General features: G+C 64.3%; 15 protein-coding genes. 4 read left to right on the top strand and 11 right to left on the bottom strand.

Going from position 1 to position 14,553, the window contains the following annotated elements; genetic code table 11:
- Nucleotides 1-2 precede the first annotated feature (2 nt).
- Entirely contained in the window at nucleotides 3-368 is a 366-nt protein-coding gene (gene erpA / locus AB1286_RS15395; protein ID WP_430364074.1) for an iron-sulfur cluster insertion protein ErpA, read from the top strand.
- A 189-nt stretch (nucleotides 369-557) separates the two neighbouring features.
- On the opposite strand, the gene AB1286_RS15400 is transcribed toward erpA, so the two are convergent.
- On the bottom strand, nucleotides 558-1,754 hold the full coding sequence (locus AB1286_RS15400; RefSeq protein ID WP_430364075.1) for an anhydro-N-acetylmuramic acid kinase: 1,197 nt from the start codon (nucleotides 1,752-1,754) through the stop codon (nucleotides 558-560).
- A 207-nt stretch (nucleotides 1,755-1,961) separates the two neighbouring features.
- Between AB1286_RS15400 and tyrS the strand changes: the two genes are divergently transcribed.
- The 3 genes from tyrS (at nucleotide 1,962) to AB1286_RS15415 (ending at nucleotide 4,426) form a co-directional block, all read left to right on the top strand.
- The gene (tyrS, locus tag AB1286_RS15405) at nucleotides 1,962-3,209 is read left to right on the top strand and encodes a tyrosine--tRNA ligase (RefSeq protein ID WP_430364076.1); all 1,248 of its coding nucleotides are present in this window, start codon (nucleotides 1,962-1,964) and stop codon (nucleotides 3,207-3,209) included.
- Between the two features lie 67 nt (nucleotides 3,210-3,276).
- A complete protein-coding gene (dtd, locus tag AB1286_RS15410) occupies nucleotides 3,277-3,735 on the top strand; it encodes a D-aminoacyl-tRNA deacylase (RefSeq protein ID WP_430364077.1) in 459 nt (152 codons plus the stop codon).
- 22 nt (nucleotides 3,736-3,757) lie between these two features.
- Complete coding sequence (locus tag AB1286_RS15415; RefSeq protein WP_430364078.1) at nucleotides 3,758-4,426, top strand: histidine phosphatase family protein; 669 nt, start codon at nucleotides 3,758-3,760, stop codon at nucleotides 4,424-4,426.
- Here the strand turns inward: AB1286_RS15415 and AB1286_RS15420 are convergent.
- The 10 genes from AB1286_RS15420 to AB1286_RS15465 form a co-directional block, all read right to left on the bottom strand.
- Nucleotides 4,423-5,364, bottom strand: coding sequence for an oxygenase MpaB family protein (locus AB1286_RS15420; RefSeq protein WP_430364079.1), 942 nt, complete (start codon nucleotides 5,362-5,364; stop codon nucleotides 4,423-4,425). The genes AB1286_RS15415 and AB1286_RS15420 overlap by 4 nt on opposite strands.
- A 31-nt stretch (nucleotides 5,365-5,395) precedes the next feature.
- Entirely contained in the window at nucleotides 5,396-6,463 is a 1,068-nt protein-coding gene (gene ruvB, locus AB1286_RS15425; RefSeq protein ID WP_430364080.1) for a Holliday junction branch migration DNA helicase RuvB, read from the bottom strand.
- A 65-nt stretch (nucleotides 6,464-6,528) separates the two neighbouring features.
- The gene (ruvA, locus tag AB1286_RS15430) at nucleotides 6,529-7,110 is read right to left on the bottom strand and encodes a Holliday junction branch migration protein RuvA (protein ID WP_430364081.1); all 582 of its coding nucleotides are present in this window, start codon (nucleotides 7,108-7,110) and stop codon (nucleotides 6,529-6,531) included.
- A gap of 239 nt (nucleotides 7,111-7,349) precedes the next feature.
- Nucleotides 7,350-7,892 (bottom strand): crossover junction endodeoxyribonuclease RuvC, encoded by a 543-nt coding sequence (gene ruvC / locus AB1286_RS15435; protein ID WP_430364082.1) that lies wholly within the window; start codon nucleotides 7,890-7,892, stop codon nucleotides 7,350-7,352.
- Between the two features lie 82 nt (nucleotides 7,893-7,974).
- The gene (locus tag AB1286_RS15440; RefSeq protein ID WP_430364083.1) at nucleotides 7,975-9,126 is read right to left on the bottom strand and encodes a DSD1 family PLP-dependent enzyme; all 1,152 of its coding nucleotides are present in this window, start codon (nucleotides 9,124-9,126) and stop codon (nucleotides 7,975-7,977) included.
- Nucleotides 9,127-9,263: 137 nt separating this feature from the next.
- On the bottom strand, nucleotides 9,264-10,046 hold the full coding sequence (locus AB1286_RS15445) for a hypothetical protein (protein ID WP_430364084.1): 783 nt from the start codon (nucleotides 10,044-10,046) through the stop codon (nucleotides 9,264-9,266).
- A 194-nt stretch (nucleotides 10,047-10,240) separates the two neighbouring features.
- Nucleotides 10,241-11,806, bottom strand: a complete 1,566-nt coding sequence (purH, locus tag AB1286_RS15450; RefSeq protein WP_430364085.1) for a bifunctional phosphoribosylaminoimidazolecarboxamide formyltransferase/IMP cyclohydrolase — start codon at nucleotides 11,804-11,806, stop codon at nucleotides 10,241-10,243.
- A 39-nt stretch (nucleotides 11,807-11,845) separates the two neighbouring features.
- On the bottom strand, nucleotides 11,846-12,079 hold the full coding sequence (locus AB1286_RS15455; RefSeq protein ID WP_102609481.1) for a Fis family transcriptional regulator: 234 nt from the start codon (nucleotides 12,077-12,079) through the stop codon (nucleotides 11,846-11,848).
- Complete coding sequence (dusB, locus tag AB1286_RS15460; RefSeq protein ID WP_430365079.1) at nucleotides 12,076-13,146, bottom strand: tRNA dihydrouridine synthase DusB; 1,071 nt, start codon at nucleotides 13,144-13,146, stop codon at nucleotides 12,076-12,078. Before dusB ends, AB1286_RS15455 begins: the two co-directional genes overlap by 4 nt.
- Nucleotides 13,147-13,305: 159 nt before the next feature.
- Nucleotides 13,306-14,550 (bottom strand): UbiH/UbiF/VisC/COQ6 family ubiquinone biosynthesis hydroxylase, encoded by a 1,245-nt coding sequence (locus AB1286_RS15465; RefSeq protein WP_430364086.1) that lies wholly within the window; start codon nucleotides 14,548-14,550, stop codon nucleotides 13,306-13,308.
- Between the last annotated feature and the right edge of the window lie 3 nt (nucleotides 14,551-14,553).

Raw genomic sequence — 14,553 nt, forward strand, 5'->3', positions numbered from 1 at the left:
GAATGAACGCCGTCACCGATACCCCCGTGACCGAAATGCCGAGCCCGTTCGTCTTTACCGACGCCGCGGCTGACAAAGTGAAACAACTGATCGACGAAGAAGGCAACCCCGAACTGAAGCTGCGCGTGTTCGTGCAAGGCGGCGGCTGCTCGGGCTTCCAGTACGGTTTTACGTTCGACGAAGCGGTCAACGAAGACGACACCGTCATGAACAAGGGCGGCGTGCAACTGTTGATCGATTCGATGAGCTACCAGTATTTGGTCGGCGCCGAAATCGACTACAAGGACGACATCAACGGCGCCCAGTTCGTCATCAAAAACCCGAATGCTTCGACGACTTGCGGTTGCGGCTCGTCGTTCTCGGTTTGATGCGTCGTTAAGCGGTGCGATGCGCGCGGGTTAAGCCGCGCCGTATCGATCGTTCGCCTTATCGCATCGAGCAAACGGGGCCATGGCCCCGTTTTCTATTGCTGCTGCCAGGCCTCGCGGCCGGTGGCGACTAAACGACTAGACGACTAAGCGGCTGCGCAGCCCAGCGCCGCCAGCGCACAGCCGCGTTCAGCGCGGGTAAATGGCGCCCAATACGCGTTCTCCGGCTGCCCCCGTCACCGACGGCAAGTTGCCGGCGACGCGTTCGGTGCAGCGCATGGCGAGCCATGCGAACGCCAATGCTTCGACATGGTGCGGCGGTACGCCGAGCGCTTCGGTCGTCATGACCGGCACGCCGCTCACGCCGCTGCGCTCGAGCGCATATTCGAGCGCCTTCAGCAGTTCCGGGTTGCGCGCACCGCCGCCGCAGACGTAGACGGCCCGGCACCCGGGCGCATGCCGTTCGATTTCGCGCGCGATGCTGACGGCAGTCAATGCGGCGAGCGTCGCTTGCACATCCGCGGGGGCGAGCGCCTCGAAGCCGGCCAATTTGGCATCGAGCCACTTGTCGTTGAACAAATCGCGGCCGGTGCTCTTTGGCGGGGCCTGGCCGAAAAACGGTTCGTCGAGCAAAACGTTCAGCAGCGCCTGATGAACGGTGCCGCTCGCGGCAAAGCGGCCACCCTCGTCGTAGGGCGTGCCGAGATGACGTCGCGCCCATTCGTCGAGGAGCACGTTCGCGGGGCCGCAATCGAACCCACGGACCGCTTGACCGTCGCTGCTGCCGCCCGTGTCTCGTTCGTCGCGGCTCGACACCCGCAGGTGCGCAGGCGGCAGCACGGTGATATTGCTGATCCCGCCGAGATTGCAGACGACGCGCGTTTCGTCCTGCGCCCCGAACACCTGCGCATGAAACGCCGGGACGAGCGGGGCGCCTTGCCCGCCGGCCGCGACGTCGCGGCTGCGAAAATCGGCGACTACATCGATATGCGTCATTTCCGCGAGCAGCGCGGGATTATTGATCTGCCGCGTGTAGCCCTTTTCCGGGCGGTGGCGCACCGTTTGCCCGTGCACGCCGATCGCGCGTACGCGCGTGGGGGCCATGTTCGCGCTGCGAAGCAGTTCGTGGCAGCAGACCGCGTAGCGGGCCGCGAGCGCGGATGCGGCCAGCGCCTCGCGCTCGATTTCGTTCTCGCCCGGGTGTTGCAGGGCGAAGAGCGCGTCGCGCAGCCCGTCTGCGAAGCCGACGAAAGCGTCGGCCAGTACGCGCGGGGGCGCGTCCGCCTGAAACTCGACGGCGATGCCGTCGACGCCGTCCATGCTCGTACCCGACATCAGCCCGAAATACACGCCGTCGGCACCGTTTTGAGTCGCGCTTGCAGCCAATTCTTGCTCCTCGTAGGGATTGCGGGCAAAGCTTGGGCCCTAAGCCAAACAAGTGCGGCAAGCGCGTGCGCGCCTGCTCGCCGGACCGATTATCCGCGAGAACGGGCCGACGCGCTAAGGGCGGCACGAACGCGTCAGTCGCCGCGCCAGATATGGGACAATTGCATCTTTTGCACCATCCGCCAGCCGGATCAACCGATCTCAACAATGAGCACCGAGTCCACGTCCAAGCCCGCCTCGCCGTTTCCGATCACGGACGAGGTGCGCCACGCGCTCGCCGTCGCCAAGCGCGGCGCCGATGAACTGCTGATCGAAGAGGAATTCGCACAGAAGCTCGCCCGCAGCGCGGCGACGGGCACGCCGCTGCGAATCAAGCTAGGCCTCGACCCGACCGCACCCGATATCCACGTCGGGCATACGGTCGTGCTCAATAAGATGCGCCAGCTTCAGGATCTCGGCCATACGGTTATCTTCCTGATCGGCGACTTCACGTCGCTGATCGGCGATCCGTCCGGGCGCAACGCCACGCGTCCCCCGCTCACGCGCGAGCAGATCGAATCGAACGCCAAGACGTACTTCGAGCAGGCCGCGCTCGTGCTCGATCGCGAGAAAACCGAAATCCGCTACAACAGCGAATGGTCGATGCCGCTCGGCGCCGACGGCATGATCAAGCTCGCGTCGCGCTACACGGTGGCGCGTATTCTCGAGCGGGAAGACTTCACGAAACGCTTCCAAGGCGGCGTACCGATCTCGATCCACGAGTTTCTCTACCCACTGATGCAAGGGTACGACTCGGTCGCGCTGAACGCCGATTTGGAATTGGGCGGCACGGACCAGAAGTTCAACTTGCTGGTCGGCCGCGAGCTGCAAAAGCAATACGGCCAAGAGCAGCAGTGCATCTTGACCATGCCGCTGCTCGAAGGGCTCGACGGCGTCGAGAAGATGTCGAAGTCGAAGAACAACTACATCGGCATCAGCGAAAAGCCGACCGATATGTTCGGCAAGCTCATGAGCATCTCCGATGTGCTCATGTGGCGCTACTTCGAACTGCTGTCGTTCCGCAGCCTCGATGAAATCGCGCACTTCCGGCGCGAGGCGCAAGAAGGACGCAATCCGCGCGACTTCAAGGTGCTGCTTGCACAGGAAATCGTCGCACGATTCCACTCGCAGGCGGATGCCGAGCGCGCGCTCGACGATTTCAATCACCGTGCGAAAGGCGGCGTGCCCGACGACATCCCTTCGGTCACGCTCGCCGGCGCGCCGCTCGCGATCGGCCAGTTGCTCAAGCAGGCGGGGCTCGCCGCATCGACGAGCGAAGCGCTGCGCAACGTCGAGCAAGGCGGCGTGCGCATCGACGGCACGGCGATCTCGGACAAGGGCTTGAAGGTCGAGGCCGGCGAATACGTCGTGCAGGTCGGCAAACGCCGATTCGCGCGCGTGACGCTAACGGCGTAAGGGGGCGGCTCGTGCCCTCGCGTTTTTCGAACACGCCTGCTCGCGCTAAACGCTGCGGGGCGCGTCGGTGATCGCGCTCATTCAGCGAGTCGCGCAGGCGAGCGTGCGCGTGGGTGAGCGCGTCACGGGCGAAATCGGGCCCGGGTTGCTCGCGCTTGTATGCGCCGAGCGCGGCGATACGCAGGCGAGCGCCGATAAGCTGCTGGCGAAGGTGCTCGGTTATCGCGTGTTCAGCGACGCGGCGGGCAAGATGAACCTGCCGATATCGAACATCGACGGGGCAGGGCGTGCGGGCGGGTTGCTGCTCGTTTCTCAATTCACGCTCGCGGCCGATACGATGAGCGGCCTGCGGCCGAGCTTTACGCCCGCGGCGGCACCCGAAGAGGGCGAGCGTTTGTTCGATTACTTCGTGGCGTCGGCTCGCGCGCGCCATCCGATCGTCGAAACGGGCGAGTTCGGGGCGATGATGCAAGTGTCGCTCGTCAACGACGGCCCCGTGACCTTCTGGTTGCAGACGCGCCCCTGAACCTTTTTTCGATTCGCTGCCGATGCCGACGCAAGTTCTTTTCATCCGACATGGCGAGACGCCTTGGAACCGCGTGAAGCGGATCCAAGGACATATCGACATTGCCCTGGCCGATACCGGCATCGAGCAGGCGCGGCGTTTGGCCGAGCGGTTCGTGCGCGAAGCGCGCGAAGGGATGCGGCTCGACGCGATCTACTCGAGCGATTTGCAGCGCGCACAGCAAACGGCGCAGCCTACGGCTGACGCACTCGGCATCGTGCCGCATCTCATGCAAACCCTGCGCGAGCGCGCTTACGGCATTTTCCAAGGACATGACAGCCAAGAAATCGCCAGCCGCTACCCGGACGACTACGCACACTGGCAAACACGCGATCCAGGCTTCGCGCCTGCCGGCGGAGAGTCCGTGCGAACGTTCTATCACCGGATCGTGCATGCGGTGGCCGGGATCGTCGCTAAGCACCCGGGCGGCCGTATCGCCTGCGTGACGCACGGTGGCGTTCTAGATTGCATCTACCGATATGCGCAAGGTCTCGCACTCGATGCGCCGCGTACTTATCCGTTGCTCAATACGAGTATCAATCGCGTCGAATTCGACGAAGCGGGCGTCGCGACCGTGCTCGAATGGGCCGACGTCGCGCATTTGAACGGCGCGAGCGATGACGATGGTTTGGCGAAGGCGACCGGCCGTTAAGCGTCGCGACCCGCGCTGACGCGCCGTCGTGCGCGTTTCGAAACAGCGTTCACGTGCGCCCATCGAACGAGTGGACCCACCACGCGTACGCCGGGTCGAGCAAGCCGAGCCTGCATTCGGGTGAGGGCATTGAAGCCCAGCATCGGCTGCGCCCAAGCGGGCAGCAAATCGACACCGGCGTTGAACATCAAACGCACCGCGGGTTGCAAGAGCGGACGCTCGGGCAGCGCGGTATCGCGCAAGATCCGTATCACCTCGAATGTGCGTGGCCCCGCTTCGAGCTGAGGCCGCATCGACGACAAATAGTCGGCCACTTGCGCACGCGTTTCGGGCACGTCGCTCGCGCCGAGCATTTTCGCGATCAACGCCACTTCGGCGTAGTAACGATCTTGTTCGACGATCGCCAGCGACGGATTCACATAGCGTAGATGCGCCGCCAGAAAGCTCGATACCTCGGCGACATGGACCCAGGTCAGCAACGCGGGGTCGCTGGCTCGATAGGGCCGGCCATCCGGTGCGGTGCCCGTGACCGATTGATGGATACGTTTGACGCGCTCGATGAGCGCAAGCGCATCGGCGCGCGCGCCGTAGGTCGTCCCAGCGATGAACGTCGCGGTGCGCCGCAGGCGGCCGCGTATGTCGGTGCGAAATGTCGAATGATCCCAGACGCCCGCCAGCGCCAGCGGGTGCAGCGCTTGCAGCATCAATGCGCTGACGCCGCCGATCATCATCGACGTGAAATCGGCATGCACTCGCCAGCAGAGCGCTTCGGGGCCGAACAGCCCCGGGTCGCCCGGCGGGTGGGAGTAATCGAGGGTGGGGCCGCTGCCGCTCGTCATGCTCAGCACGCCTTGCGAGATCCGTTGGCGCAGGCGCATGACGAACGCGGGATCGGCGGTGTCCGGCCCGTTACCGCGCTGATTCACCGGTTCGGACATCGCTTCCTCGCGAGAATAGGGACCGGGGCGCTTATGCGCCGCCCGCGTCGTCCCACAGATTGCGCACCGGGCTTTGCGCGTCGGGCGCGGCCAGGCCGAAGTGCCGGTAGGCGGCAAGCGTTGCTACGCGTCCGCGCGGCGTACGCTGCAAGAAGCCTTGCTGGATGAGGTACGGCTCGAGGACGTCTTCGATCGTGTCGCGCTCCTCACCGATCGCGGCGGCGAGGTTGTCGACGCCGACCGGGCCGCCGTCGAACTTGTGCAAGATGGCTTCGAGCAGTTTGCGGTCCATCAGATCGAAGCCGACCGGGTCGACATCGAGCATGGCCAGCGCGGCATCGGCGACGCGTGCGGTGATGGCGCCGTCGGCTTTGACCTCCGCATAGTCGCGGACGCGCCGCAGCAGACGGTTCGCGATCCGCGGCGTCCCGCGCGAGCGCTTGGCGATTTCCAGCGCGCCTTCCGGATGGATTTGCGCGCCGAGCAGCGCAGCCGAACGACGAACGATGCGCGAAAGCTGCTCCGCGTCGTAGAACTCGAGTCGCGCGACGATACCGAACCGATCGCGCAGCGGGTTCGTCAGCATGCCGGCTCGCGTCGTCGCGCCGACAAGCGTGAACGGTTGCAGATCGAGCTTCACGCTACGCGCGGCCGGCCCTTCGCCGATCATGATGTCGATCTGATAGTCCTCGAGCGCCGGATACAGGATTTCCTCGACGACAGGCGAGAGCCGGTGGATTTCGTCGATGAAAAGGACATCGTTCGCTTCGAGATTCGTGAGCAAGGCGGCCAGGTCGCCCGCGCGCTCGAGCACCGGCCCCGACGTTTGGCGCAGATTGACGCCCATCTCGCGCGCGATGATGTGGGCGAGCGTCGTTTTCCCAAGCCCGGGCGGCCCGAACAGCAAGACGTGGTCGAGCGCTTCGGAGCGGCGTTTGGCCGCTTCGATGAAGATTTCGAGCTGGCCGCGCACCTTTTCCTGCCCGATGTATTCATCGAGCTGGCGTGGACGCAGCGCGCGCTCGAACGCTTCCTCGTGCGACGAGGCGGGGGTGGCGGCAATGATGCGCTCGCTGGCGAGCTTGTCGGTTTCGATCATGCGTGCCATTGTACCGCGCGCATCGGCCGCTCATGCTGGGCGACCGACACCGGCCGCCGACCCGCTTAGGCCTTCGAAAGCGCCTTGAGTGCGAGCTTGATGCCTTCCGACACGCCCGTACCGGCCGGCACGTTTTTGATCGCCGCCAGCGCTTCCTTCTCCGAGTAGCCGAGCGCGAGCAGCGCGTTCAGGATGTCGGAGGCGTGATCGGACGGCGAGACGCCCGCCGCGGCCGCGCCCAGGTCGGCGCCGAGCTTGCCCTTCAGCTCGAGCAGCAGCCGCTCGGCGGTTTTCTTGCCGATGCCGGGCACGCGCGTGAGGCGCGCAGCGTCTTGCAGCGTGACCGCTTGCGCCAGTTCCTGCACGCTCATGCCGGAGAGGACGGCCAGGGCCATGCGCGCGCCAATGCCGCTAATCTTGAGCAGTTCGCGGAACGTCGCGCGTTCCTGCACGGTACCGAAGCCGTAGAGCAAGTGCGCATCCTCGCGCACGATGAGCTGCGTGAGCAGCACGACCTTTTCGCCTGCGGACGGGAGGTTGTAGAAGGTGCTCATCGGCACGTCGACTTCGTAGCCGACGCCGTTGCAATCGACGAGCAGATGGGGCGGATTCTTTTCTAGCAGGATGCCGGCAATGCGACCGATCATGGCGGGGGCTTAGCGTGACGATAGTGTTTGGGCCTATGGCGAGCACGAACTTTAGCACCCCGCGTTTCATCTGACGTCGACGGTCCCAAAATATCGGGTCTTGGTGCCGGCAATCAGCTTCGTTTCCTGCGACAGAAGAAACGTACGAAGGCGGTCGAATTGCGCGGTGGAAAGCAACGTGATGCCGCCCGCGCTCATCCCCCGGCTCGGGTGGATGAATTCTCGGACCTAGTGAAGCCTTATCCGACGAGGCGCCCGCGCCGCACCCTAAGCCCCTTTTTCGCCAATGCCGGTGCGATGCCGCCGAGCGTATCGAGCGTATTGCCGCCGTGTGCATGGCAAATTGCCATGCCGAGCGCATCGGCGGCGTCGGTGCCGGGGACGCCCGACAGATTCAGCAGCCGCACGACCATTTGCTGCATCTGTTCTTTCGTTGCCCGCCCGTAGCCGACGACCGCTTGCTTGAGTTGCAGCGCCGTGTACTCGGCGACCGGAACGCCGCCGGCGACGAGCCCGCAAATCGCGGCGCCGCGCGCTTGACCGAGCAGCAGCGTCGATTGCGGGTTCACGTTGACGAAGACTTTTTCGATCGCCGACTGATCGGGCGTGTGCTGGCGGATCAGCGCCGACACGCCTTCGAAAATCGTGCCCAAACGGGAAGGCAGATCGCCGTCGCCGGTGCGGATGACGCCGCTCGTCACGTAGGTGAGCCGCTGGCCTACTTGCTCGATGACGCCAAAACCCGTGACGCGCAAGCCGGGGTCGATGCCGAGGATTCTCATGAACAAAAAACGGACTAAGTGCCCGAGATACTACAACGAACCCTAGCGCGCGCCTACGGCGGCCCGATGCGCGGTCGCCGCCTCAGAGTTTGCCGCGCGCGTCGACCGGCCAGATGTCGACGAGCGTATCCTCGTCCACGACGTGATATCGATCGTATAGATTGACGGTGGGATCGCAATGCGGCGTCGTGAATTCGATCCGAGCGGCGAGCGCGGGACGATGTTCGGTATCGACGATGAGCTTGCCGTGCTCGTCGCCGAAAAACGCGTACTGCGACGGCCCGGATACACCACGCGCGACGATGGGGGCGACGCTGTCGGTGGCGAAGCTTTTCGTACCGGCGTCGACGGTGACCCACGACGGCGCTTGCGTGCTGACGACGGCGCTCTGCACGAACAGGGCGGTTTCATAAGGCGGGGCGCACGAATCGCCGCCGAGCACTTGGGTATATTCGGCGTCCATGAAGACGTACGATCCCGGCTGCATTTCGGTGAACACGCCTGCGCTCGCATCCGACTCATGGGTGCCGGTGCCGACGCCCGTGACGATTTCGATCGGCATGCCTGCGGCTTCCAACGTGCGCACGAGCGCGCCTACCTCGTCGCGCAACCGAGCCGCCGCGTCCTCGCGCGCTTCGCGCACGGCGATATGTTGGAGGTGCCCGCCGTACGCTTGTACGCCGCGCAGTCTCAACGAGCCCGTCTGCACGATCGTCCGAGCCAGTGCGAGCGCGGCGTCCGCGTCCTTGACGCCCGTGCGGTGATAGCCGCATTGGTAATCGATGAGGACGTCGAGCGGATAGGCTAGCCGAGCGGCGAGCACGGCCAGCTCGGCGACGTTGCACGCGTCGTCCACGACGAGCATCAATTGACGCGGGCCTGCTTTCTCGGCGAGCGCAACAAGCCGGCGCAGCTTGTTCGTCGAGACGACCGGGGAGGTCACGAGTACGCCGGGAATGCCGGCGTGGACCATCGCCTCGGCTTCGCCGAGCGTGGCGCAACTCACGCCCACGGCGCCGGCGTCGATTTGCATCTGTGCGATCCGTGCCGATTTATGTGTCTTCACATGCGGGCGCAGCCCGATGCCGTGGCGTTCGGCGGTCGCTGCCATTTTGGCGATGTTGCGCTCGAGCGCGGCACGATCGAGCAAGAGCGCCGGCGTATCCAACGTATGTCGACTACCTGCCACGCCGACTAGATAGGCGTTAGGGCCAAGAGTGGGGGAGGGGCGCAAGGGCGGCTCCTAAGTGGGCGAATAGAACACGTTATCGAAATATGAAATGGGCGTGCGCGAGTGACGCCGGTCCCAATCGGGCGATCGTGAGCGATTGCTATAGCATTTCAAAAATGGAAACGTGACACGAACAACTCCTATATCGGCACGCCGACGACCTTAGCGAAAAACGATTTGGGCATGCGCTCGTGAACGCGCGCTTCGATGAGGCATTCACGCAGATCCGCGACGGCCACACCTGCTGCGACGGCTTTATCTGCGAGACCGAACAGCGCGGCATCGATATCGATACCGGGCCCGGGACGAAGGCGAGGAAGGAAGTGAGCGATCGCTTCGACGTCGAGCCCGAGTGCGAGCAGAAACGCGACCTCGTGCTCGAGCAGCGAAAGCCGCCCCAACCCGTCGATGGCGGGATGGTCGACGCGTTCGATGCTGCACCCGAAGCCGAAATGCGTCCAATAGGTTGGAAAAAGCCCGGTGAATCGCTTCAGGTTTGTCTCATAGGCGCTATAGACGATGCCGAGAATCGAGGTGCTCGGATGATGTTTCAGTAAGGACTTATCGAATACGAGCGCTTTGAGTCCGGTTGCGTATCGATGGATATTCAGCACGGTTTGCGTCGCACCGATATGGGTTCGATCGAGCAACCGGCGATCCGCTCGGATATAGCACTCTGCAAATTGTGCAACGTCTTCGCACGGAAGATCGTTGTCCAAGCGGCCTGCCAAATCCGCGCCGGAAGATAGGCCGACGATACGCGCGTACCTATCGCTGGCCGCTAGATTCCGTGAGCGAATGTCTTTCGCGCCCACGAGTGCGCCGCTACACGTCGAGACGAGTTCGATCGTGCGAACGAATTGCGTGATGAAGATACGATGTGCTTCGCTGAGCCGTTCCGGCTCGACGAGTGAGTAATGCATCGGTCTGCTCCGTTCGCGGAGGAAACGCTGAAAATGAACAGCGCACGAGTTGCAGCCCGCGCTAGGCGCAAAAATCGGACCGATTGAAGTCCGAGTAATGCATTATGCATATGTATAAAAGCATAAAAAAACCCGGCCGTAGCCGGGTTTCATATTGGCGATGCGAGTCGCCGAATGGCGGATTCGACGCGTGCTTAATGGCGGAAATGTCGCACACCCGTGACGACCATGGCGATGTTATGCTCGTCGGCCGCCGCGATGACTTCGTCGTCGCGTACCGAACCGCCCGGCTGAATCACGCAGGTAGCGCCCGCGGCGACGACGACATCGAGACCGTCGCGGAACGGGAAGAACGCATCGGATGCCACCGTCGAGCCTTGCAACGACAGCCCGGCGTTTTGCGCCTTGATGCTCGCGATGCGCGCCGAATCGACGCGGCTCATTTGGCCCGCGCCGACGCCGAGCGTCATGCCCTTACCGCAGAACACGATCGCGTTCGACTTCACGAACTTCGCCACGCGCCATGCGAACATCAGGTCGTCCATCTCTTGCGGCGTGGGGTGACGCTTCGTGACCACGCGCAGATCGCGCGGCAGTACGTTCTTCGCATCGGGCGATTGCACGAGCAGACCGCCGCCGACACGCTTGAAATCGAATGCGTTTTGGCCTGCGCCCAGCGCGATTTCGAGCACGCGCACGTTTTGCTTCGCGGCGAGCACCTGCTTGGCGGACTCGGTCAGCGACGGCGCGATCAAGACTTCGACGAACTGCTTCGTCACGGCCTGGGCCGCGGCTTCGTCCACTTCGCGGTTAAACGCGATGATGCCGCCGAAGGCCGAGGTCGGATCGGTCTGGAATGCCTTCGCATACGCGTCGGCCGGCGTGTCCGCCACCGCGACGCCGCATGGGTTCGCATGCTTGACGATGACGCACGCGGGCACGTCGAACGTTTTGACGCATTCCCATGCCGCGTCGGCATCGGCGATGTTGTTGTACGAGAGTTCTTTGCCCTGCAATTGGCGATAGCCGGCGAGCGCGCCTGCCGGCACGGCGATGTCGCGGTAGAACGCCGCGCTTTGGTGCGGGTTTTCGCCGTAGCGCAAATCCTGCACTTTCTCGAACGCGAGGTTCAGCGTCTCCGGGTACGTGTTGCGCGACGAGTGCGAGAGCGATTCGGTGAGGCTCGTCAGATAGTTCGTGATCGCGCCGTCGTATTGCGCGGTATGCGCGAACACTTTCGTTGCGAGCCGGAAATTCGTCTTGTAGCCGACCGTGTTGCCGTTCGCACGCATTTCATCGAGCACGGCGGCGTAGTCGGCCGGATCGACGACGACGGTCACGTCACGATGGTTCTTCGCGGCGGAACGCAACATCGTCGGACCGCCGATATCGATGTTCTCGATCGCGTCCTCGAGCGTGCACTCTTCCTTCGCGACCGTCGAGACGAACGGGTACAGATTCACGACGAGCAGGTCGATCGTCGGAATGTCGTGCGCTTGCAGCGCGGCCATGTGTTCCGGCAGATCGCGGCGCGCGAGGATGCCGCCGTGCACTTTCGGATGCAGCGTTTTCACGCGCCCGTCGAGCATCTCGGGAAAGCCGGTGTAGTCGGCCACTTCGGTAACCGGAAGACCCGCGTCGGCGAGCAGCTTCGCGGTGCCCCCCGTCGACAGAATCTTGACGCCGAGCGTCGACAGCGAACGAGCGAATTCGACGATGCCGGACTTGTCGGAAACGGAAATGAGCGCTTGCTTGATCATGATGAGAACGATGGCCGGAAAGGAACTTAAGGTGGCGCGTTACAGCAAGCCGTGCTGCTGTAGCTTCTTGCGCAACGTGTTGCGGTTGATGCCGAGATAATCGGCGGCCAGCGACTGGTTGCCGCCGGCCCGCTCGAGCACCACCTCGAGCATCGGTTTCTCGACGCACGACATCACCATGTCATAGACGTCGTGTGGATTGGCGCCGTCGAGGTCCTGGAAGTACATCCCCAGGCTGTCGCGGACGCATTGTTCGATATTGTGCTTGCTCATGCTGCTAAAGGTTCGTTGCGATTCGGTCGAGCCGGGTCAGGCTCAGCCGTGTTCTCGTCGACATAGACGAGGCGGTCCGACAGCGCCTGCTGCTCGTCGAAAAACGCGTTGACGGCGAGAAGTTGCTCGCGTGTGGTATCGAGCGTGTTCATCCGATGCCGGAACGCATTGGCGCCGGAAAGGCCGCGAGTGTACCAGCCGATGTGCTTGCGTGCCGTACGCACGCCCGTGAATTCGCCGTAAAAGGCGTAGTGATCCTCGAGGTGCTCGTTCATCACTTGCCTGATTTCGGCGATGCGCGGCGGCGGCAGAAGCTCCCCCGTCGCGAGGAAATGCTCGATTTCGCGAAAGAGCCAAGGACGTCCTTGGGCCGCCCGCCCGATCATGATTGCGTCGGCGCCCGTGGCGGCCAGCACCGCGCGCGCTTTCGCGGGCGAATCGATGTCGCCGTTGGCGACCACCGGGATGCGCACCGCCGCTTTGACCGCTGCGATCGTGTCGTACTCGGCTTGGCCGTGGTACAGATCGGCGCGCGTGCGGCCATGGACGGTCAGCATCGAAATACCGGCATCCTCGGCCAGCCGCGCGACGCGTATCGCATTGCGATTCTCGCGGTTCCAGCCGGTTCTGATTTTCAACGTAACGGGCACCGCGTCCGGTCCGGTCCCGACCGCGTCCACGACTGCCTCGACGATCCGCACGACGAGCGGTTCGTTTTGCAGCAGGGCGGAGCCGGCCGCGACGTTGCAGACCTTTTTGGCCGGGCAGCCCATGTTGATATCGATGATCTGCGCGCCGTTCTCGACGTTGTAGCGCGCCGCTTCGGCCATCATCGCCGGATCCGCACCCGCGATCTGGACCGCGATCGGTTCGACCTCGCCGGCGTGATTCGCGCGGCGCATCGTCTTCTCGCTCTTCCAAAGCTGCGCGTTCGACGCGACCATCTCCGAGACGGCATAGCCGGCCCCGAGCCGCTTGCAGAGCTGGCGAAACGGCCGATCCGTGACGCCCGCCATCGGGGCGACGAATAGGTTATTGCGCAGTGTGTGCGAGCCGAGCGTTGGCATCATGGAATGGGGCGACTGCCCGCGCCGATAGGGCGCGGGCGCAGGAAGGCGACCAGGGAAACGCGTATTTTACCGTTAACCGCCGCCCCACAGCATTTGGGATCGGTACGAACGCTATATTAGGTGCCCGAGCGCTCGGCGAACGGCGCTGCGCGAGCGTCAGCGCCGCTGGCCGAACATCATTTGGCGCGTGAGCGCCGTTTTGGCCGGCGGCACGCATTCGAGCGCCGTCAGCGCGAGTCCGCGCAGCACCGCCAGCGGGCCGAAATCGATCGTGAACAGCCGCGCGAGCGTATCGGTCGCACCGATCGTCATGCGACGATCGAAGCCGCGACGGCGCGCGAATTGGGCAAGCGCGTCGGGCGTGGCCCCGGCACGCGCCAGTGCGTCGGCGAGCGCATGCGCGTCGCGCAGACCCAGGTTCAATCCCTGTCCGGCGACGGGATGCAGCGTCTGCGCCGCATTGCCGATCGAGGCGATGCGGCCGTCGACGAGCGTTTGCGCCGCAACGAGCCCGAGCGGAAACGCCGCGCGGCCTTTGATCGATTCGAAGCGGCCCATTCGTTCGCCGAACGCCTTACCCAATTCGGCGAGGAGCGCGGAGTCGGGCAGGCACGCGCGGCGCGCAGCCTCGTCCGGCGTCATGCACCAGACGAGCGCGTAATCGGCGTGGCGCACGCCGCCCATCGGCAATAAAGCGATCGGGCCCTCGCCGGTGAAGCGCTCCCACGCGACGTGAGGTTGGGGTGCCGAGACCGTCACGGTGCCGACGATCGCCGTTTGACCGTAGTCGCGCGTGTCGCGCTGCACGGCAAGCCGAGCGGGCGCCGCCTCGATTAAGCCGCCGTCCGCGCGCTTCGTTTGCGTTTCGCCGTAAAGTCCGCCTTCGGCATTGATCAGCACGCGCGTGCTCAGTTTGCGCTGAAGATGCGCGCTTTCGATCGGCAGCGTGACGAACTCGGCGCTCGGTTCCACTTGCGGCGGCAGTGCGCGGCACGAGGTGAACCAGTGCGTGCCGGTTCGGCGTACGACGCCTGCCAGCGCATGGACGATCGAACCATAGCGTGCGACATACCCGAGTGCCGGCAGACCGTGTTCGTCGCGTTCGATCAGCGTGCGCCCGAAGCGGCCGCGCTGGGACACGTGTATTCGCTCGATCGCCGTGGCGTCGGCCGGCCAGGCGCCGAACGGTTCGAGCAGCATTCGGCTGCCCTCGGAAATCGCGATCGCGCGCGGGTCGCCGGCCGCCGCTTCGGGATCGCGCGCATCGACGAGCGCGACCGACAGCGCGGCGCTGGCGCTGCGCCGGGCGAGCCACGCCGCGAGCGCCAGACCGACGGGGCCCGCGCCGACGATCGTCACGTCGAATTCATGCGGGCCGTGCAAAGGACGAATCTCGCTCATAGC

The organism is Trinickia sp. NRRL B-1857 (assembly GCF_050470685.1).
Taxonomy (GTDB): domain Bacteria; phylum Pseudomonadota; class Gammaproteobacteria; order Burkholderiales; family Burkholderiaceae; genus Trinickia.